This window comes from Pseudomonas sp. MF06569, assembly GCF_059862735.1.
On the sequence record NZ_JCBCUZ010000003.1, the window covers coordinates 245824 to 266082 of the forward strand.

Here is a 20259-nt window from a genome sequence, read left to right on the forward strand (position 1 = left end):
TCCCCGCGTTCACACATCATCACCCGACGCATGCTGGTCGGGGCCAGCGCCCTCTCGGTGCTGGCCATCCTCAGCATTGTTGGCTATTTGCTGGTCAGGGAGTACCGCAACACCGAGCAAGACGCTGCACGCGCTGCGCTGAACATTGTGCAACTGATCAGCCGGGATATTCGCAACACGCTCTCGATCTACGACACCTCCCTGAGCAACCTGATCAACTTGATGCAAAGCCAGGCATTGGCCCCGCTTTCGCCACAGACTCAAAAGTCGGTGCTCTTCGACAGGGCTATTGAGGCGCCCTCCAACGCCGGGTTCTTTGTACTCGATGCCGAAGGCAAACTGATTGCCAGCTCTCGCCCTCCGGTGGCCTCGCTGGACGACGCCCGCCAGCAGCCCTGGTTCAAGGTCCACCTCACTGCAAAAAATGATGAGCTCTACATCAGCCGCCCCCTGCTTGTCAGCGAGAGCCCCAATGACTGGAACCTGATTTTGAGCCGCAGAATTACAGCCCCCGACGGGCGTTTTGGCGGTGTTGCCGTCGCCCAGATGAAAATAAGCTACTTTCAGAATCTGTTTCGCGGGCTGGACCTTGGACCGACAGGAAACATCAGCCTGATCAGCACGGACGGCATCCTGCTGAGCCAGTCTCCGGCGACAACCAAGTTTTACACCGGCCAGGACCTGAGCCAGTCGCCAACCTTTCTGCGCTTTCTCACCGAACGCTACGGCAGCTTTACCGCCATGTCCGGTGCCTACAACCTGAAACGCCTGTACAACTTCGCGCAGGTCAACGAACTGCCCATGGTGGTCGTGGTTGCCTTGTCGACCGAGCACATTTTCAGTAACTGGCAGCACACGGCCCTGTTGATCGGCAGCGCAACCCTGCTGCTCTGCATGGGCCTGCTATGGCTCACCTGGCTCCTGGTCCGCGAACTGCGCCTGCGCCAACGCGCCGAGCTGGAGCTTGCAACCCTGGCCTCCACCGACCCGCTTACCGGGCTGGCCAATCGGCGCATGCTGGATAAAACACTGGATATGGAATGGCGACGGGCGCAACGCACGGGCGCGCCGCTGTCACTGATCATGATTGATATCGATCATTTCAAGGCCTTCAACGACAGCTATGGTCATCAGGCCGGTGATGAGGCCCTGCGCCAGGTCGCACAGGCAATCAAGGCCCACGTGCGCCGCCCCGCCGATCTGGCTGCCCGCTATGGCGGCGAGGAATTTGCCGTTGTCCTGACCGAGACCGACGCCGCGGGTACTCGCCTGCTGGCTGAAAAGATTCGCAGCGCGGTGGAACACATGGAGCCTGCCAACCTGGCAACCCACACGCTCACTGTCAGCCTGGGTGCCTGCACCCGCTACGCAAAACCGGGTGACGCTCAGGACCAACTGATCAGCACTGCCGATAAAGCCCTCTATCAAGCCAAGAAGCGCGGCAGAAACCGGGTCATGGATATCAATGAAACCGGGCTCAATGCCCTGAAGCCTAAAACCACGGAATAACACCGGTACACGACGTAATCGCAACCAAAAAAAAGGCCACCCGAGGGTGGCCTTCAAAAACTAGAGAAAGAAGTTTTACTTAAACTGCCGCAACCGGACGCATGTACGAGATCGGTGCAGTGCTGGCATCTTCAAAGGTCACGACTTCCCACGCATCGGTCTGCTCAAGCAGCTTGCGAATCAGCTGGTTGTTCAGTGCATGGCCAGACTTGAAGCCCTTGAATTCACCGATCAGGCTGTTGCCCAACAGGTAAAGGTCGCCAATGGCGTCGAGGATCTTGTGCTTCACGAATTCGTCTTCATAGCGAAGGCCGTCTTCGTTCAGTACACCATCCGCGTCGACCACGATCGCGTTTTCTACGCTACCGCCGAGTGCGAGGTTGTGCTTGCGCAGGTACTCGATGTCACTCATGAAACCAAAGGTACGTGCGCGGCTGACTTCTTTTACGAACGAAGTACTTGAGAAATCCACGGTTGCACTTTGGGTGCGGTTACGGAAAACCGGGTGATCGAAATCGATCTCGAAGCTCACCTTGAACCCTTCGAAAGGGACGAAAGTGGCGCGCTTGTCGCCATCTTCCACTGTCACTTCACGCAGGATACGGATGAACTTCTTCGGCGCGTCCTGTTCTTCCAGGCCGGCAGATTGAATCAGAAACACGAAAGGCCCGGCGCTACCGTCCATAATCGGGACTTCAGACGCGGAGAGTTCGACGTAGGCGTTATCGATCCCCAGGCCAGCCATGGCCGAGAGCAAGTGCTCTACCGTGTCTACTTTTACATCGCCGTTGACCAACGTGGTCGACATCGTCGTCTCGCCGACGTTTTCCGCGCGCGCAGGGATCTGCACAACAGGGTCAAGGTCTGCACGACAAAACACGATGCCGGTATCCACAGGCGCAGGCTTGAGGGTCAGGTAGACCTTCTCACCGGAGTGCAGGCCGACACCTGTGGCACGGATAATATTTTTCAGGGTGCGTTGTTTAATCATGGCATTGGCCGCTTCAGCGCAAATTGCGAACTGGTATCAACAAAGGCTGGCGATAATAGCAGACCGAGCCTTTGCTGAACACCAATCACCTTAATAGCCCTGATTGATTTCATTAATCAGCCTGTCGACGCAGGAAAGCCGGGATGTCCAGGTAATCTAGATCGTCTTGAGGATTGAGCTTGGCAGCGGTCGTCGCGCCTTGCTGTGCCTGGTTACGCATCACGGTCGGACGGTCCAGGTCACGGTAGTTGACTACCGGCTGTTCCTGACGCTCGGTACGCGCTTCCTGACGAGCAGGTGCGTTGTGTGCCGCAGAAGCTGCGTACGAGGCTTGAACGCTGTTGTCGATGACCTTGACCGGCTTCTCGATTTTTGCGCCCAGACCGGTAGCAACCACGGTCACATGCAGTTCGTCGCGCATGTCCGGATCGATAACGGTACCGACCTTCACCATCGCGTGCTCGGAAGCAAAGGCTTCGATGATGCTACCCACGTCGGAGTACTCACCCAGGGACAGGTCAGGACCGGCGGTGATGTTGACCAGGATGCCGCGAGCGCCTTCCAGGTTTACGTCTTCAAGCAACGGGTTGCGGATAGCCGCTTCGGTCGCTTCACGTGCACGGTTCGGACCGCTGGCGCAGCCAGTGCCCATCATTGCCATGCCCATTTCGCTCATCACGGTACGCACGTCGGCAAAGTCGACGTTGATCATGCCCGGACGCTTGATGATGTCGGAGATACCGCGCACGGCACCGGCCAACACGTCATCGGCCTTGGCGAAAGCCGACAGCAGGCTTGCGTCCTTGCCCAGGATGGTGAGCAGTTTTTCGTTCGGAATCGTGATCAACGAATCGACGCTTTCGGACAGTAGACGAATACCTTCGTCAGCGATCTGCATGCGCTTGCGACCTTCGAACGGGAACGGACGAGTCACCACCGCAACGGTGAGAATGCCCATTTCCTTGGCCACTTCGGCAATGATCGGCGCAGCACCGGTACCGGTACCACCGCCCATGCCCGTGGTGATGAACACCATGTTGGTGCCCTGCAACACTTCAGCGATGCGCTCACGGTCTTCCAGAGCGGCCTGACGACCGACCTCCGGATTCGCGCCGGCACCCAGGCCCTTGGTCACGCCAGTGCCCAGTTGCAGGATGGTACGAGCGCCAATGCTTTTCAGCGCTTGCGCGTCAGTGTTGGCGCAGATGAATTCCACGCCTTCGATGTTGCTCTTAACCATATGGTTAACAGCATTGCCACCGCCACCACCAACACCGATAACCTTGATTACCGGGCTTTGCGGGATGTTGTCTACGAGTTCGAACATGGTCCCTCTCCTTTCAGTTCTCTAGTTTTTTTCGCCTACTTCTACCGCTTTGAATCTTTTTACAGCTCAAGCTTTAAAAGTTGCCCTGCACCCAGCGCTTCAGGCGCTCAAGCACAGGGGCTTTTTGTTCGTCACTGCTGTAGTTGTCGCGGTTGCTGATACCCGATATGGAAATACCGTCTGACTGCTTTTGCAGTCCGTACAGCAACAAGCCCACAGCGGTGGAGTAAATCGGATTGCGCACAACGTCGGTCAAGCCCTTGAAGCTGTGCGGCACGCCCAGGCGAACCGGCATGTGGAAGATCTCTTCGGCCAGTTCGACCGCGCCTTCCATCTTTGAAGTACCACCGGTCAAAACGATGCCTGCAGGGATCAGGTCTTCGTAGCCGCTGCGACGCAGCTCCGCCTGGATCAGGGTGAACAGTTCGTCGTAACGCGGTTCGACCACCTCGGCCAACGCCTGACGCGACAGCTCGCGCGGTGGACGATCGCCTACGCTCGGCACCTTGATGGTTTCGCCGGCGCCAGCCAGCTTGGCCAGTGCACAGGCGTAACGAATCTTGATTTCTTCGGCATATTGGGTCGGTGTACGCAGCGCCATCGCGATGTCGTTGGTCACCTGATCACCCGCAATCGGGATCACTGCCGTGTGGCGAATCGCGCCTTCGGTGAAGATCGCGATGTCGGTAGTACCGCCACCGATATCGACCAGGCAAACGCCCAGTTCTTTTTCGTCATCGGTCAGCACTGAGTAAGCCGACGCCAGTTGCTCGAGGATGATGTCGTCCACCTCAAGGCCACAGCGGCGCACGCACTTCTCGATGTTCTGTGCGGCATTCACGGCGCACGTCACTACGTGAACCTTGGCTTCCAGACGTACGCCCGACATGCCCAGTGGCTCACGAACGCCTTCCTGGTTGTCGATCACGTAGTCCTGCGCCAGGGTATGCAGCACGCGCTGGTCAGCCGGGATCGCGACGGCCTGGGCAGCGTCGAGCACGCGTTCAAGGTCGGCCGAGCTGACTTCGCGATCCCGAATCGCCACGATGCCGTGGGAGTTCAGGCTGCGGATGTGGTTGCCGGCAACGCCGACAAACGCCGAGTGAATCCGGCAACCGGCCATCAGCTGCGCTTCTTCGATGGCGCGCTGGATCGATTGCACGGTGGACTCGATGTTCACCACCACGCCTTTCTTCAGGCCCCGGGACGGATGCGTGCCAATACCGACGATTTCGATCGTGCCGTCTTCACCGACCTCGCCCACCAGCGCCACCACCTTGGAGGTGCCGATATCGAGACCGACGATCATTTTTCCGCTTTGCACGTTTGCCATGGGTCCTGCCTCTTCTTAATTCTTCGCGACAGCGGGTTGGGCTATCGTGGGTGCCACAGGTTCCCGCCAGCCGACGGCCAATCCGTTGGCATAACGCAAATCGATGCGCGCTATGTTTGTAATCTGTTCTTTCAGCGTTTTTTCATAGATGGCTATGAAGCGACGCATTTTTTCTACCAGATGATCGCGCCCCAACAGCAACTCGATCCCTGGCCCTGCACTGCCGGCTCCGGTGGTCAGGAACCAGCTACCGCGCTCACGCAATTCCAGCCGGGCAATTGAAAAACCCATCGGACGCAGCATCTGGCTCAACACCTGATACTGCTGCATCACTTGCTGCTGAGCCCGTTGTGGACCAAACAGCTGCGGCAAATGCTCATAGTTGGCCAGCTCACGCGGAGTGAACGCCTGGCCCTGGTTGTTGAGCAGTGCTTCATCACCCCAGCGGGCGACCGGCAGTTGCTCTTCAAGGCGAATCACCACCTGGTCGGGCCATACACGACGAACTTCGGCGTGGGCGATCCAGGGCATTTGCTCAAGCTCGGTGCGCATGCCTGCCAGGTCTACTGTGAAGAAGCTCGCCGCCACATACGGAGCGATACGCTGCTGCACGGCTTGCTGGCTGATGTAAGTCAAATCACCCTGCACGTTGACATTGGTGATCGGCCGATCTGCATACGGCATCAAACGCTGTGCACCTTCGTAGGTGCCATAACCCAGCGCCACCAGCAGTACCGGCCAGAACAAGGCTTTCAAAAAGCCAAAATTGGCTTTTGGCAAACGCACCGACATCGGCTCTTTCGCCACCATCCGGCTGGCGCCACGCGGCACCGGCTTGCGGCCGGGAGCAGGTGGTTGATGACGAAGCGATGCACCTTGCATGGACTTAACCCCGCGCCTCTAAGCTTGCCGCCAGAATCGACAGCACCAACTGTTGAAAATCCAGACCCGCCGCCTTGGCCGCCATAGGCACCAGGCTGTGATCGGTCATGCCCGGCGCGGTGTTGACTTCCAGCAGCCAGAACTGGCCTGCGGTGTCCTGCATCACGTCCAGGCGGCCCCAACCGGCAATACCGATCGCCTCGCAGGCTTTCGCCGTGAGGTCCATGAGCTCTTGTTCCTTGGCACTGTCGAGGCCGCACGGGATTCGATACTGGGTATCGTTGGCCACGTACTTGGCGTCGTAGTCGTAAAAGGTGTGGGGCGTACCCAGGGCAATAGGAGGCAACACCTGGTCACGCAGGGTGGCGATGGTGAACTCAGGACCCGAGATCCATTGTTCAACCAACACTTGCGAGTCGTACTTGCTGGCATCAACCCAGGCGACGATCAACTCGTCAACATTATTCACCTTGGCCATACCGATACTTGAACCTTCATGTGCCGGTTTGACGATCAAAGGGAAGCTCAGTTCCTTGGCTGCACAAATACAGTCGGCTTCGCTGCTCAACACAGCGTGACGCGGCGTTGGAATACCCAGGCTGTGCCACACCTGCTTGGTACGCAGCTTGTCCATGGCCAGGGCCGACGCGAGGATGCCACTGCCGGTGTAGGGGATGCCCAGGCACTCCAGCAGGCCTTGCATGCTGCCGTCTTCACCGCCACGGCCGTGAAGGATGATGAACGCACGGTCGATCTTTTCGTGGGTGATGCGGGTGATGAAGTCATCGCCCACATCGATACCGAAGGCATCCACACCGGCGCTTTGCAGCGCACCCAGTACGGCATTGCCCGATTTCAACGAGACTTCACGCTCAGCGCTTTTGCCGCCGAACAACACCGCCACACGGCCAAAATCGGCAGGGGCAATGGTCGAGAACAGGTTGGCGTAGGCAGCAGTCATTTCAACTTTCCTTCACTGGTAGCAACAACAGCACCTGCGAACAGCGGGCTCTTGATAAGTTGCGGTGCCAGACGGCCGATATCGCCCGCCCCTTGGCACAACAGGATGTCGCCGGCGCGCAGCAGCGGCTTGACGATCGGCGCCAGCTCAACGCCGCGCTCGATGTAGATCGGGTCCAGCTGACCGCGCTGGCGGATGCTGTGGCACAGCTGGCGGCTGTCAGCGCCCGGAATCGGCTCTTCACCGGCCGGGTAGACTTCCATCAACAGCAATACGTTGGCATCGGCCAGCACCTGGACGAAATCGTCGTACAGGTCACGGGTACGGCTGAAACGGTGCGGCTGGTAAACCATCACCAGACGGCGCTCCGGCCAGCCACCGCGTACGGCCTTGATGACCGCTGCGACTTCCGTCGGGTGATGACCGTAATCATCGACCAGCATCACGCTGCCGCCTTCAACAGGCAGCTCGCCGTACACCTGGAAGCGACGACCCACACCCTCAAAACCCGACAAGCCCTGAACGATGGCTTCATCGCTGATGCCTTCATCGCTGGCAATGCAGATGGTTGCCAGGGCATTGAGTACGTTGTGGTTACCCGGCATGTTCACCGACACGTCCAGCGGCTCGCGGTCCGGGCGCAGCACAGTGAAGAACGTCTGCATGCCTTGCTGGCGAACATTGATCGCGCGCACGTCAGCCGCTTCACTGAAGCCGTAGGTGACGGTCGGACGCTTGACCAGCGGCAGGATTTCACGCACCACCGGATCGTCCAGGCACAGCACGGCCAAACCGTAGAACGGCAGGTTGTGCAGGAACTCTACGAAGGTCTTCTTCAGCTTGTTGAAGTCACCTTCATAGGTCGCCATGTGGTCGGCGTCGATGTTGGTGACCACTGCAACCATTGGCTGCAGGTGCAGGAAGCTGGCATCGCTCTCGTCAGCTTCGGCAATCAGGTAACGGCTGGTGCCCAGCTGTGCATTGGTGCCAGCTGCATTCAGGCGACCACCGATCACGAACGTCGGGTCCAGGCCACCGGCCGCGAACACCGAAGCCAGCAGGCTGGTCGTGGTGGTTTTACCGTGTGTACCGGCAACGGCGATGCCGTGGCGATAGCGCATCAGCTCAGCCAGCATCTCGGCCCGAGGCACTACCGGAATACGGCGCTCCAGGGCAGTCGCGACCTCAGGGTTGGAGGTATTAACAGCACTCGACACCACCAGCACATCGGCGTTGGCGGCGTTTTCGGCGCGGTGCCCGATAAAGATGTGCGCGCCGAACGACTCAAGACGCTCGGTCACAGGTGATGCATTCAAGTCCGAACCCGACACGTCATAACCCAGGTTCAGCAACACCTCGGCAATGCCGCACATGCCCACACCGCCGATACCGACAAAGTGGATACGACGGATGCGACGCATCTCGGGTTGTGGCATAGCTTTTTGATTCTCAACCATTGGCCACCTCCAGGCAGATATCTACTACGTTGCGGGTCGCATCAGGTTTGGCCAGGCGGCGGGCATTGGCCGCCATGCTGTTCAGTCGTTCCGGTTGCATCAAAACCTCTGTCAGGCGTGCAGCCAGTTCGGCTGCGCCAGTTGTCGCTTGCGGCATCAGGAAGGCTGCGCCCTCGCGTGCCAAAAAGTCGGCATTACGGCTCTGATGGTCGTCAATCGCGTGGGGCAAAGGCACCAGCAGCGAAGGCAGACCGGCCGCAGCCAGTTCACTGACGGTCAGCGCGCCTGCGCGACAAACCACCAGGTCGGCCCAGCCATAGGCATGGGCCATGTCTTTGATAAAAGGCTGCACGTCAGCCTCGACACCGACCGCGGTGTAGCGCTCGGCTGTAATCTGGTCATGCTGTTTGCCTGCCTGATGAAACACGTCAGGACGAACGTCAGCCGGCACCTTGGCCAAGGCTTCAGGCAACAATTTGTTCAGCGGTTCAGCGCCCAGGCTGCCACCCAGCACCAGCAGGCGCGCCTTGCGCCCTTCCAGTGCGGCCCGTGGCGCAAGGGTGAACAGTTCAGGGCGTACCGGGTTGCCGGTGGTACGCAGTTTGTCGCAGGCCGCGAAGGTTTCAGGGAAGGCTTCGCACACGCGACGGGTCATGGGCACAAGCAGACGATTGGCCGTGCCGGCTACCGCGTTCTGCTCGTGAATGATCACCGGCACACCGCAGATTTTGGCTGCCAGACCGCCAGGTCCGGTCACGTAGCCACCAAATCCCAGCACACACACCGGCTTGAGCTGGCGAATGATCTTGCGCGCCTGAAACAGCGCATTGAGCAGCACAAAGGGCGCTTTGATCAGCGACAGTTTGCTCTTGCCCCGCAAGCCCGCGACATTGATCAGGTGCAGTTTGAAACCAGCAGGTTCAACCAGTTCGTTCTCGATACCACGGGGAGTACCGAGCCAGTGCACGGTGTAGCCCCGAGCTTCGAACTCGCGTGCGCAGGCCAGCGCCGGGAACACGTGGCCGCCGGTGCCGCCCGCCATGATCAGCACATTAGCGCCCATGGGTCGGCTCCTCATCGAAGTCGCTTTCTTTGAAATCGGTCTCTTCGCTGCCCAGGTGGGTTCGACTCTCCCACTCGATGCGCAGCAACAAGCCCATGCACACACAGCAAATCACCAGCGAGCTGCCGCCATAACTGAGGAATGGCAGGGTCAGGCCCTTGGTGGGCAGCAAACCGACGTTTACCCCGATATTGATCAGGAACTGGCCGATCCACAGGAACGACAAGCCATACGCCATATAGGCCGCGAAATACTGTTTGGCGCGCTCGGCCCACAAGCCGATGTACATGCCGCGAACACAGACGAATACAAACAGGCCCACGGTCAGCAACGAGCCGACTACGCCCAGTTCTTCAGCCAGCACCGAGAACACGAAGTCGGTGTGCGCTTCAGGCAGGTAGAACTGTTTTTGCACGCTGTTACCCAAACCGACGCCAAGCCACTCCCCGCGACCGAACGCGATCAGGGCTTGGGTCAGTTGGTAGCCGGAACCGAACTGGTCGGACCACGGGTCGGTGAACGTGATCAAGCGCGCCATCCGGTAAGGCTGCGCCTGGACCAGAACAAACACCGCACCCACCGCCAGCGCCACCATCAGGGCGAAGCGGAACAGGCCGACACCACCCAGGAACAACATGGCAGCCGCCGCGCCCATCATTACAACGGTGGCACCGAAGTCCGGCTCCATGAGCAGCAGGCCAGCCATAGGCAGTAAAACAATGAAAGGCTTGAAGAAGCCCATCCAGCTCTCGCGAACTTCCTTCTGCTGGCGCACCAGGTAGCCCGCGAGGTAGATCACCACGAACACCTTGGCGATTTCGGAAGGCTGCACGTTAAAGAAGCTGAACCCGATCCAGCGCATGGAGCCGTTCACTTCACGCCCGATACCTGGAATCAGCACCATCACCAGCAAGCCAAACGCACCGATCAGCAACAACCAACCCAGGCGTTGCCAGGTCGCAATCGGCACCATCATGGTCATGATGCACGCGCCCAGACCGAGGACGATGTAAAACAGGTGGCGGATCATGTGGTACAGCGTGTTGCCCGACTGCAAAGCGGCAACTTCGGACGATGCCGAAGTAATCATCACCAGCCCAAGGCCCAGCAGTGCCAGGCAACCGGCCAGCAACGGGAAGTCGAGATCGATGCCACGGCCCGTGATCAGCGGCGAAGGATAAGGCTTGAGGATGCCGAAAATCATGCCAGCACCTCCACGGCACGGGCAAACAACTGGCCGCGCTCTTCATAGTTCTTGAACATGTCAAAACTGGCGCAGGCAGGCGACAGCAGTACCGCATCGCCAGGCTGAGCCAGCGCACGGCTTTGCTCGATCGCTTCGTCAAGCGAACTGACCCGCACTTGTGGCACCGAGTCGCCCACCGCCTCTGCGATCAAGTCGGCATCCCGGCCCATCAGCACGACGGCACGGCAGTATTTGGCGACCGAATCACGCAGGCCGCTGAAGTCGGCACCCTTGCCGTCACCGCCAGCGATCAGGATCAGCTTGCCGTCCATGTCCATGCCCAAGCCATCGATGGCAGCCAGTGCTGCACCGACGTTGGTGGCTTTGGAGTCGTTGTAGTAGCTCACGCCATCGAGCTCGCGGATCCACTGGCAGCGGTGTTCAAGGCCGGTGAAATTGCGCAGGCTTTCCAGCATGGCATCGAACGGCAAGCCCACGGCATGACCCAGTGCCAATGCCGCGAGTGCATTGGCCTGGTTGTGAGCGCCACGCACCTTCAGTTCGCGAACTGGCATCAGGTTCTGAAATTCAAAGGCGAGGTATTTTTCGCCGTTTTCTTCACGCAGGCCAAAAGCCTTGAAATCCGGCGCACTGAGGCCGAAGGTCCAGCACGGCTGACCTTCACTCATCAGTGGGCGCGTCAACGCGTCCTGACGATTGACCACCACTTGCCTGGCACCACGGAAAATCCGGTGCTTGGCCAGGTGATAGGCAGGCAGGCCGCTGTAACGGTCCATGTGGTCTTCGCTGACGTTGAGCACGGTGGCCACTTCAGCGCCCAGCTGGTTGGTGGTTTCCAGCTGGAAGCTCGACAGCTCCATCACGTACAGCTCGATGTCATCGCTCAGAAGATCCAGGGCCGGCGTGCCGAGGTTGCCACCGACCGCCACGCGCTTGCCGGCTGCCGCAGCCATTTCGCCAACCAGCGTGGTCACAGTGCTTTTGGCGTTGGAACCGCTTATTGCAACGATCGGCGCCTTTGCGTTACGCGCGAACAGGTCGATGTCACCCGACAGTTTCACGCCACGGGCCGCCGCTGCCTGCAGGGCCGGGGTCGCCAGTGCCAGGCCGGGGCTCACGTAAAGCTCGTCGGCACGGCACAGGAATTCGACATCCAGTTCGCCACAACGCACTTCCACTTGCGGGTAGTCACGGCGCAGCGTGGCCAGCTCCGGTGGATTTTCCCGCGTGTCTGACACGGCAAACGACACGCCCCGCTGCGCTAGAAAGCGCACCAGGGACATGCCGCTCTTGCCGAGGCCGACAACGATGCGGAAGTGGTCAGAAGCGATCAGAGACACAGGTTCTACCTCAGCTTCAACGTGGCAAGACCGATCAACACGAGGATCACGGTGATAATCCAGAAGCGGACGATCACGCGAGGCTCGGGCCAGCCCTTGAGTTCAAAGTGGTGATGAATCGGCGCCATGCGGAACACCCGCTTGCCGGTCAACTTGAAGGACGCTACCTGGATCACCACGGACAGGGTTTCCATCACGAACACACCGCCCATGATGAACAGCACGATTTCCTGACGCACGATCACCGCGATGGTGCCCAGGGCCGCGCCCAGCGCCAGTGCGCCGACGTCACCCATGAACACTTGTGCCGGGTAGGTGTTGAACCACAGAAATCCGAGACCGGCGCCAATCAGCGCACCGCAGAATACGATCAACTCACCGGCGCCCGGGACATACGGGATCAGCAGGTAGTCGGCAAATTTCACGTTGCCCGACAGGTAGCAGAAGATACCCAGCGCACCGCCCACCATCACGGTCGGCATGATCGCCAGGCCATCCAGGCCGTCAGTCAGGTTGACCGCGTTGCTGGACCCCACGATCACGAAATAGGTCAGTACAACAAAGCCGATACCCAGCGGGATACTGGCGTCCTTGAGGATAGGCAGGATCAGGGTGGTTTCGACTGCGCTTGGTGCCGTCACGTACAAGAAGATCGCTGCACCCAGGCCAAACACCGACTGCCAGAAATACTTCCAGCGGCTCGGAAGGCCCCGGGAGTTTTTCTCGATGACCTTGCGATAGTCATCGACCCAGCCAATGGCGCCGAACAGCAGGGTCACGATCATCACGACCCACACATAACGGTTGCTCAGGTCAGCCCACAGCAGGGTACTGACAGTGATTGCAGACAGAATCAACGCGCCACCCATGGTCGGGGTGCCGGATTTGGACAAATGGGATTGCGGACCGTCGTTACGGACCGATTGGCCGATCTGACGGTTTTGCAGGGTGCGGATCATCCACGGCCCCAGGCACAGCGACAAGGTCAGCGCGGTCAGCACCCCGAAAATCCCCCGCAGGGACAGGTACTGGAAGACCGCGAAGCCTTTGTAGAACTGTTGCAGATACTCCGCTAGCAGCAGCAGCATTAATGTTTCTCCCCGCTGGAACCGCACAAAGCCGCAACGACGTTTTCCATCGCAGCGCTGCGCGAGCCCTTGATCAAAATAGTGGTGTTTGTTTCGTGCTCAGCGCGAAGCGCCTTGATCAGGTCAGCCTGATTGGCGAAGTGACGAGCCTGGTGTCCAAATGCTGTGACGGCATGAGCCATCATGGGTCCCACCGCATAGAGCGCTGAAACTTTGTCGGCGGCATAAGCGCCTACTTCACGATGTCCTTGCTCCGCCCACTCACCCAGTTCGCCAATATCTCCGAGCACCAGGACGGTGCGGCCGGAAAAGGCGGCGAGTATATCAACGGCAGCGCACATTGAGGTGGGGTTTGCGTTGTAAGTGTCATCAATAATTCGCAGGCCATCAGCGGTCAGTTGCGCAACCGCGCGACCTTTGACCGGCAACACGGCTTCAAGGCCGGTTTTGATGCCAAACAACGAGACACCCAGGGCATGGGCTGCCGCTGCGGCCGCCAATGCGTTGGCCACGTTATGGTTGCCCAGCAGGTTGAGTTGAACCGGTTCGACACCCAGCGGACTGTGCAACTTGAAGCCCGGGCACCCCCGTGGGTCACGGGTCAGATCGCTGGCATGGAAGTCGGCCTGGGGGTTTTCCAGGGCAAAGCTCAGCACTTTGCGCCCCGCGGCACGGTTCTTCCAGATGGCGAATGCCTTGTCATCCAGGTTCAGAACAGCGATACCGTCAGCATCCAGGCCTTCAATGATCTCGCCCTTGGCTTCAACGATTTTTTCCGGACCGCCAAACTCGCCCACATGGGCTGTGCCGGCATTGTTGAGCACGGCGACATGAGGTTTGGTCAAGGCCACGCTGTAGGCGATTTCGCCAACACGCGAAGCGCCCAGTTCAATGACTGCAGCCGTATGTTCGGTGCTCAGTTCAAGCAGCGTCAGCGGCACGCCCAGATCGTTGTTCAGGTTACCTTTGGTCGCCAGTACCGGACCACGGGTACGCAGAATGCAGGCGAGCATTTCCTTGACGGTGGTCTTGCCACTGGAGCCGGTAATGGCCGCAACCGGTTTGTCAAAGCCGGTACGATTGAGCGCGCCCAACTGACCCAGCGCTTCTCGCGTGTCTTTGACCACCAGCTGAGGCAGTGCCGACTCAGGCACTTCGCGCTCGACCAGGGCGGCAACGGCGCCCTTGGCAGCCACTTCATTCAAATAATCGTGACCATCAAAGCGTGGACCGGTCAGGGCAATAAACAGCTGCCCCTTGGTAATTGCACGACTGTCGATGCTGACGCCATTGAAGCGGCAGTCCGCTTCAACCAGTCGCCCCTGCAGGGCAGCAGCCACTTCACTCAGCAACAGAGGCTTAAGCATGGGCAGCCTCCCAGGTATTCAGGGCTTTCTCGGCTTCTACCAGGTCAGAAAAATCATGGCGTTCGCCGTTGATTTCCTGATAGTCCTCATGGCCTTTACCGGCCAGCACGATCACGTCTTCGGCGCTGGCAGCGGCGATCAATTGAGCAATGGCATCACCGCGGCCAGCGACAAAGGTGACGCTTTGTGGCGCGGTAAAACCAACACGAATGTCATCAAAGATCTGCGCGGGCGCTTCTGTGCGCGGGTTGTCGTCTGTGACCAACACACCGTCAGCCAGACGCTCAACCACTTGCGCCATCAATGGACGCTTGCCGCGATCGCGATCGCCGCCGCAGCCGAACAGGCACAGCAATTTGCCTTTGGCGTGTGGGCGCAGAGCCAGCAGTACTTTTTCCAGAGCGTCCGGGGTATGGGCGTAGTCGACCACCACCAGCGGTTTGGTGCCGCCGCCCAGGCGCTGCATGCGCCCGACCGGACCTTCAAGTTTCGGCAGCACGGCCAGAATTTCATCCAGCGCGTAATCCAGACCCAGCAAGGCACCTACAGCGGCCAGTACGTTGCTCAGGTTGAAGCGCCCGAGCAAGGAACTGCGCAGAAGGTGCTCGCCTTGGGCCGTCACCACGGTGGCGCGAACGCCGTCGTCATCGAAGGTCGCATCGCGGCAATACAGCGTGGCACTGCTGTCTTCAAGGCTATAAGTGATCAGGCGCGAACCGTGCTTTTCAGCGGCCAGCTGGCGACCGAACTCATCATCCAGGTTCAGTACGCGGCAACGCAGGTCCGACCAGGCAAACAGCTTGGCCTTGGCAGCGGCATAAGCCTCCATCGTGCCGTGGTAATCCAGGTGATCACGGGACAGGTTGGTCAGCACGGCAACGTCGAACGCCAATGCGCTGACACGCCCCTGATCCAGGCCATGGGAGGAAACTTCCATCGCGACAGCCTTGGCACCGGCCTTTTTCAGGTCGGCCAACATGGCCTGAACGGCAATAGGGTCTGGCGTGGTGTGGCGACCGCTTTGCAGCGCGCCATAAAAGCCCGTGCCCAGCGTACCAACGATGCCGCAGTGCTGGCCCAGCAGGTCCAGTGCTTGCGCGACCAACTGGGTGACGCTGGTTTTACCGTTGGTGCCGGTCACGCCAACCAGATTGAGGTGACGGCTCGGCTCACCATAAAAACGCCCGGCGATATCAGATAGCTGAGCCGCCAGACCCTTGACCGGAATCAGTGGAACCGAAGTGATTGGCAGTACATCTGCCCCCTCTACTTCATAGGCAACGGCAGCTGCGCCGCGTTTCAACGCGTCAGCGATATGCTCACGACCATCGAGCTTGCCGCCGGGTACCGCAAGGAACAGATCACCTGCGCGTACATTGCGACTGTCGAGAGTCAGTTCACGAATCAGCAGATCGTGGCCGGCGTGAGGAAAAATCTTGTTCAGGCTCAGGGACATTAGCCGCGCCCTCCTTTGGCTGCTGCCGCAGTAGCGGCTGCTTGTTGCTCCGCTGCCGTCGGCAGGTTATCCGGGGTCACGTTCATCAGACGCAGCGTGCCGGACATGACTTTGCTGAATACCGGAGCGGAAACCAGACCACCGAAGTAGCCCGCCTTGCTCGGTTCATCGATCACTACAACGATCGCGTAACGCGGGTCGCTCATGGGGCCGAAGCCGGCGAACAGGGAACGATAAGAGTTCACTGCGTAGCCTTTGACGCCGCCGGAAGATGTTTTACGCGCTGTACCCGACTTGCCGCCAACGTGATACGCCGGCACCTTGGCACGCCATACACCGCGAGGGTTTTCGATCACTTCCTGGAGCATGCCCTGCACCGTTTTGGCGACTTGTTCGGGCATGACTTGAGTCGCATCTACAGGCTTGTCCTTGTCAGTCTTGAGCAGGGTCAGCGGGGCAAGCTTGCCGTTGTTGGCCAGTGCCGAAAACGCGTGAACCAGCTGGATAGCGGTGACGGACACGCCGTAGCCGTAAGACAGGGTCGCGGTTTCAGCCTTGCGCCACTCGCGGTAGTTGGGCAGGTTGCCGACACGCTCACCCGGGAAACCCAGGCCGGTGTCTTGCCCCAGGCCCATCTTGGCCATCTGGCGGAAGATCGCTTCACCACCGATATCGAAGGCAACCTTGCTCATGCCCACGTTACTGGAGTTGATCAGGATGCCGGTCAGGTCGAGGACCGGACCTTCGGAACGGGATACGTCACGAATGGTGTACTTGCCCAACTGCAGGGTGCCCGGATAAACCTCTACCTTGTCGGTAGGCTTCCAGCGCCCGGTTTCCAGCGCCGCACTCATGGAGATCGGCTTGACCGTCGAGCCCGGCTCGAACACGTCGATCATGGCGCGGTTACGCATCATCGCCGGTTGCAGGTTGCGACGGTTGTTGGGGTTGTAGGTGGGCTGGTTGACCATCGCCAGAATCTCGCCGGTCTTCACATCCATGATCACCAGGCTGCCAGCCTTGGCGCCGTTCTCGACCAGCGCATTGCGCAGTTCGCGGTTGGCCAGATACTGCAGGCGCAGGTCAATCGACAACGCCAAGGTCTTACCTGCCTTGGCGTTTTTAGTCACTTGCACGTCTTTGATCAGACGCCCGCGCCTGTCCTTGATCACTTGCCGCTTGCCCGGAACCCCGGCCAGCCACTCGTCATAGGCCAGTTCGACGCCTTCACGACCTTTATCGTCGATATCGGTAAAGCCGACCATGTGCGCCGTCACTTCACCGGCAGGGTAAAAGCGGCGGAACTCTTCAATGCCATAAACACCCGGCACCTTGAGGTCGAGCACAACCTGGCCCTGCTCTGGGGTCAGGCCCCGAACCAGATAGATAAATTCTTTATTGGCTTGCTGCTCCAGGCGGGCCGTCAGCACTTTGGGGTCTTGCCCAAGCGCGTGTGCCAAGGCTGGCCAACGGTCTTTGGCAACCTGCATTTCCTTGGCGTTGGCCCACAGGGTCGTCACCGGCGTACTCACGGCCAGCGGCTCACCATTGCGGTCGGTAATCAGGCCACGGTGTGCAGGAATCGGGATATGCCGCAGGCTGCGTGCATCGCCCTGCCCCTTGAGGAAGTCATGGTCGATCACTTGCAGGTAAACGATCTGGCACGCGATCGCGCCTACCAGCAGTGCCAGCAATGCCAGCACCACACGAAAACGCCACGGGTAGAGCGCGCCTTCGAGTTTGATCATGGCGCCACCATTCGAACTTCTGCTGCGCCTGGAATGCGCATCTTCAGTTGTTCGCTGGCCAATGACTCGATACGGCTATGGGCGGTCCAGGTGCTTTGTTCGAGAATCAAACGCCCCCATTCTGCCTGCGCCTTGTCCCGCACACTCAGCTCCCCGTACAGGGTGTTGAGCAACTGACGGTTCCAGTGGGCACTGTAAGAAACGCCCACAGCCGAAACCAGCACGCCAAGAAATAGCAGCAGCATGAAAAAACTTCCGCCGGGAAGTGGTTTGGCGAAGAGCTTGTTCAACGAAGCTTCTCCGCGACGCGCATTACAGCGCTGCGCGAACGTGGATTGGCTTTGAGTTCGGCATCGGACGCGGTCTGGGCCTTGCCGTGAATTTTGATTTTCGGAACAAAAGCGACGTGCTGAACGGGCAAGCCGCGCGGCAGGTTGTCAGGCTCACCCTTGACCAGTTTGCGCATGAACAATTTGACGATACGGTCTTCCAGGGAGTGAAAGCTGATCACCACCAGACGGCCGCCGATTGCCAGGGACTCCAATGCAGCCTCAAGGCCAGCCTCAAGGTCACCCAGTTCGTTGTTCACGTGAATACGCAAACCCTGGAAGGTACGGGTTGCAGGGTGTTTGCCCTTTTCCCAGGCCGGATTGGCCACTTTCAAGACTTCAGCCAGATCACCGGTGCGCTCAAACGGCTTGATGTCTCGACGCTCTACCACCGCGCGAGCCATACGACCGGAAAAGCGCTCTTCGCCATATTCCTTAAATACGCGGGCAATTTCTTCCTGGGATGCCGTGTTGACGAACTCGGCAGCGCTGATGCCGCGGTCCGGGTCCATACGCATGTCCAGCGGGCCGTCATTCATGAAGCTGAAACCGCGCTCCGGATCATCAAGCTGAGGCGAAGACACGCCCAGGTCGAGCAGTACACCGTCGACCTTGCCGGCCAGACCGCGATCGGCGATTTCGGATCCCATTTCAGCAAAACTACGCTGCACAATAACAAAGCGGCCGTCTTCGGCCGCTAGCGCTTGCCCTGTGGCAATCGCCTGTGGATCTTTATCGAACCCGAGCAATTGCCCCTCGGGGCCCAGCTTCTGGAGTATCAGGCGGCTATGTCCGCCGCGACCGAAGGTGCCATCCAGATAGCATCCATCAGGACGTACGGCGAGAGCCTCTACGGCTTCGTCAAGCAGTACGGTGATGTGGTTGAAGCCGCTATCTATAGTCACAGGATTAAATCACGCAGTTCGTCAGGCATCGCGCCCGGTTGTTGAATGGCTGCAAGGTCAGCGGCAGAAACAGCTTCCCAGGCATCCTCGTCCCACAGTTGAAACTTGTTTAGCTGGCCTACCAACATCGCGCGCTTATCCAACTTGGCATATTCACGCAAACGTGGCGGCACCAGAAAACGACCACTGCCATCGAGCTCAAGATCGACGGCATTACCAATCAACAGACGTTGCAAACGGCGGTTTTCTTCACGCAACGAAGGCAGCGCCCGAAGCTTGGTTTCAATCAATTCCCACTCATCAAGCGGGTACACACATAAGCAGGGATCTACCGCATCAATGGTCACGATCAGTTGCCCGGAACTTCGCGAAATCAGCTCGTCACGGTACCGGCTCGGCATTGCGAGACGGCCCTTTGCATCGAGACTGATTGCGTTGGCTCCGCGAAACACTGATCGCATCTCCAAATATTAGCGTTTTACGTCTAGAAAACCCACTTTATGCCACTTTCCACCACTTATGCACACTATAGGAATGCGCCCACCACACCGTCAAGGAGCGGCCCACAGGAAAAGCCTTACATAACTGAGATTTAGGAGGGTAAATAGACGTAGAACAGTAAGCGGAGAGGTATTTTGACTAGCGACGCGCTGCAAATTCAAAGCCCTGGACTTCAAACTTAAAGTAGTTTGTTAAGAGCGAGAACTTTTCTGCATTACGTCGGAAAATTGTCTTACGAAAAATAGCGGGGGATAAACCGATTGCGAGTGTAGCAATCTGCTTGCAGGGCAAGCAGAAGAGAAAAAAGGTGGAGAGTCGATCTGTAAGCCGGGTTCTGTCGTGAACAGTCATTCGTCTACGATGGCCATCACTGGACATCTTTAGCAACCTACCCGGTCCCAGCGCGGGCCACGCCTTGGGACCCTATTTGGTCTTGCTCCAAGTGGGGTTTACCTAGCCACGAACTGTTGCCAGTCGTGCGGTGCGCTCTTACCGCACCTTTTCACCCTTACCGGCGCCGAAGCGCTTAGGCGGTTATTTTCTGTGGCACTTTCCGTAGGCTCACGCCTCCCAGGCATTACCTGGCACTTCGCCCTATGGAGCCCGGACTTTCCTCCCCCCCCTAATTTTCATAGAGGGCAGCGACTGTCCAATCGACTCTCCGGCGCGAAGATTAACTGTACAGAGCGTATAGAACAAGCGTTAAACGCCGCAAGGCAGGTTGAATTGCCTGAGTTGCGGCCTTTAGTCACGGGGCAATACATACAAAGACATCAAAACGCCATCATTCGATAT

17 protein-coding genes and 1 other RNA gene are annotated in these 20259 nt (G+C 58.9%); 1 reads left to right on the forward strand and 17 read right to left on the reverse strand.

Annotated features, from left to right (window positions below):
• Positions 1-30: 30 nt before the first annotated feature.
• Positions 31-1509, forward strand: a complete 1479-nt coding sequence (locus AC19YQ_RS05195; RefSeq protein WP_339473517.1) for a sensor domain-containing diguanylate cyclase — start codon at positions 31-33, stop codon at positions 1507-1509.
• Between the two features lie 79 nt (positions 1510-1588).
• On the opposite strand, the gene lpxC is transcribed toward AC19YQ_RS05195, so the two are convergent.
• The 17 genes from lpxC to rnpB all read right to left on the reverse strand — a co-directional run bounded on the left by lpxC (position 1589) and on the right by rnpB (position 20125).
• On the reverse strand, positions 1589-2500 hold the full coding sequence (gene lpxC / locus AC19YQ_RS05200) for a UDP-3-O-acyl-N-acetylglucosamine deacetylase (protein WP_019823785.1): 912 nt from the start codon (positions 2498-2500) through the stop codon (positions 1589-1591).
• A gap of 112 nt (positions 2501-2612) precedes the next feature.
• The gene (ftsZ, locus tag AC19YQ_RS05205) at positions 2613-3827 is read right to left on the reverse strand and encodes a cell division protein FtsZ (RefSeq protein ID WP_019823786.1); all 1215 of its coding nucleotides are present in this window, start codon (positions 3825-3827) and stop codon (positions 2613-2615) included.
• A gap of 73 nt (positions 3828-3900) precedes the next feature.
• On the reverse strand, positions 3901-5160 hold the full coding sequence (ftsA, locus tag AC19YQ_RS05210; RefSeq protein ID WP_326398459.1) for a cell division protein FtsA: 1260 nt from the start codon (positions 5158-5160) through the stop codon (positions 3901-3903).
• Positions 5161-5175: 15 nt separating this feature from the next.
• Complete coding sequence (locus tag AC19YQ_RS05215) at positions 5176-6042, reverse strand: cell division protein FtsQ/DivIB (protein WP_019823789.1); 867 nt, start codon at positions 6040-6042, stop codon at positions 5176-5178.
• Positions 6043-6046: 4 nt separating this feature from the next.
• Positions 6047-7003, reverse strand: a complete 957-nt coding sequence (locus tag AC19YQ_RS05220) for a D-alanine--D-alanine ligase (protein ID WP_500594719.1) — start codon at positions 7001-7003, stop codon at positions 6047-6049.
• Positions 7000-8460, reverse strand: coding sequence for a UDP-N-acetylmuramate--L-alanine ligase (gene murC / locus AC19YQ_RS05225; protein ID WP_326398460.1), 1461 nt, complete (start codon positions 8458-8460; stop codon positions 7000-7002). The genes AC19YQ_RS05220 and murC overlap by 4 nt, the downstream gene beginning before the upstream one ends.
• On the reverse strand, positions 8453-9523 hold the full coding sequence (gene murG, locus AC19YQ_RS05230; RefSeq protein WP_326398461.1) for an undecaprenyldiphospho-muramoylpentapeptide beta-N-acetylglucosaminyltransferase: 1071 nt from the start codon (positions 9521-9523) through the stop codon (positions 8453-8455). Before murG ends, murC begins: the two co-directional genes overlap by 8 nt.
• Positions 9513-10727: a putative lipid II flippase FtsW gene (ftsW, locus tag AC19YQ_RS05235; protein WP_405046739.1), complete on the reverse strand. Its 1215-nt coding sequence runs from the start codon at positions 10725-10727 to the stop codon at positions 9513-9515. The genes murG and ftsW overlap by 11 nt, the downstream gene beginning before the upstream one ends.
• Positions 10724-12070, reverse strand: a complete 1347-nt coding sequence (gene murD / locus AC19YQ_RS05240) for a UDP-N-acetylmuramoyl-L-alanine--D-glutamate ligase (protein WP_339473515.1) — start codon at positions 12068-12070, stop codon at positions 10724-10726. The genes ftsW and murD overlap by 4 nt, the downstream gene beginning before the upstream one ends.
• Positions 12071-12075: 5 nt before the next feature.
• Positions 12076-13158: a phospho-N-acetylmuramoyl-pentapeptide-transferase gene (gene mraY, locus AC19YQ_RS05245; RefSeq protein WP_133078920.1), complete on the reverse strand. Its 1083-nt coding sequence runs from the start codon at positions 13156-13158 to the stop codon at positions 12076-12078.
• On the reverse strand, positions 13158-14525 hold the full coding sequence (locus AC19YQ_RS05250) for a UDP-N-acetylmuramoyl-tripeptide--D-alanyl-D-alanine ligase (RefSeq protein ID WP_500594720.1): 1368 nt from the start codon (positions 14523-14525) through the stop codon (positions 13158-13160). The genes mraY and AC19YQ_RS05250 overlap by 1 nt, the downstream gene beginning before the upstream one ends.
• Positions 14518-15981 carry a UDP-N-acetylmuramoyl-L-alanyl-D-glutamate--2,6-diaminopimelate ligase gene (locus AC19YQ_RS05255; RefSeq protein WP_500594721.1) on the reverse strand — a complete coding sequence of 488 codons (1464 nt, stop codon included), beginning with the start codon at positions 15979-15981 and terminating at the stop codon, positions 14518-14520. Before AC19YQ_RS05255 ends, AC19YQ_RS05250 begins: the two co-directional genes overlap by 8 nt.
• Positions 15981-17729: a peptidoglycan D,D-transpeptidase FtsI family protein gene (locus AC19YQ_RS05260; RefSeq protein WP_500594722.1), complete on the reverse strand. Its 1749-nt coding sequence runs from the start codon at positions 17727-17729 to the stop codon at positions 15981-15983. Before AC19YQ_RS05260 ends, AC19YQ_RS05255 begins: the two co-directional genes overlap by 1 nt.
• Positions 17726-18019, reverse strand: coding sequence for a cell division protein FtsL (ftsL, locus tag AC19YQ_RS05265; RefSeq protein WP_133078916.1), 294 nt, complete (start codon positions 18017-18019; stop codon positions 17726-17728). The genes AC19YQ_RS05260 and ftsL overlap by 4 nt, the downstream gene beginning before the upstream one ends.
• Complete coding sequence (gene rsmH / locus AC19YQ_RS05270; RefSeq protein WP_019823810.1) at positions 18016-18963, reverse strand: 16S rRNA (cytosine(1402)-N(4))-methyltransferase RsmH; 948 nt, start codon at positions 18961-18963, stop codon at positions 18016-18018. The genes ftsL and rsmH overlap by 4 nt, the downstream gene beginning before the upstream one ends.
• Positions 18960-19415, reverse strand: a complete 456-nt coding sequence (mraZ, locus tag AC19YQ_RS05275) for a division/cell wall cluster transcriptional repressor MraZ (RefSeq protein WP_019408593.1) — start codon at positions 19413-19415, stop codon at positions 18960-18962. The genes rsmH and mraZ overlap by 4 nt, the downstream gene beginning before the upstream one ends.
• Positions 19416-19771: 356 nt before the next feature.
• Positions 19772-20125: RNase P RNA component class A (gene rnpB, locus AC19YQ_RS05280), an RNA gene on the reverse strand.
• Between the last annotated feature and the right edge of the window lie 134 nt (positions 20126-20259).

Bases quoted from the DNA above. Each gene is read 5' to 3' on its own strand.
- AC19YQ_RS05195 (WP_339473517.1), top strand. From the start codon at position 31: ATGCTGGTCGGGGCCAGCGCCCTCTCGGTGCTGGCCATCCTCAGCATT.
- lpxC (WP_019823785.1), bottom strand. From the start codon at position 2,500: ATGATTAAACAACGCACCCTGAAAAATATTATCCGTGCCACAGGTGTC.
- ftsZ (WP_019823786.1), bottom strand. From the start codon at position 3,827: ATGTTCGAACTCGTAGACAACATCCCGCAAAGCCCGGTAATCAAGGTT.
- ftsA (WP_326398459.1), bottom strand. From the start codon at position 5,160: ATGGCAAACGTGCAAAGCGGAAAAATGATCGTCGGTCTCGATATCGGC.
- AC19YQ_RS05215 (WP_019823789.1), bottom strand. From the start codon at position 6,042: ATGCAAGGTGCATCGCTTCGTCATCAACCACCTGCTCCCGGCCGCAAG.
- AC19YQ_RS05220 (WP_500594719.1), bottom strand. From the start codon at position 7,003: ATGACTGCTGCCTACGCCAACCTGTTCTCGACCATTGCCCCTGCCGAT.
- murC (WP_326398460.1), bottom strand. From the start codon at position 8,460: ATGGTTGAGAATCAAAAAGCTATGCCACAACCCGAGATGCGTCGCATC.
- murG (WP_326398461.1), bottom strand. From the start codon at position 9,523: ATGGGCGCTAATGTGCTGATCATGGCGGGCGGCACCGGCGGCCACGTG.
- ftsW (WP_405046739.1), bottom strand. From the start codon at position 10,727: ATGATTTTCGGCATCCTCAAGCCTTATCCTTCGCCGCTGATCACGGGC.
- mraY (WP_133078920.1), bottom strand. From the start codon at position 13,158: ATGCTGCTGCTGCTAGCGGAGTATCTGCAACAGTTCTACAAAGGCTTC.
- AC19YQ_RS05250 (WP_500594720.1), bottom strand. From the start codon at position 14,525: ATGCTTAAGCCTCTGTTGCTGAGTGAAGTGGCTGCTGCCCTGCAGGGG.
- AC19YQ_RS05255 (WP_500594721.1), bottom strand. From the start codon at position 15,981: ATGTCCCTGAGCCTGAACAAGATTTTTCCTCACGCCGGCCACGATCTG.
- AC19YQ_RS05260 (WP_500594722.1), bottom strand. From the start codon at position 17,729: ATGATCAAACTCGAAGGCGCGCTCTACCCGTGGCGTTTTCGTGTGGTG.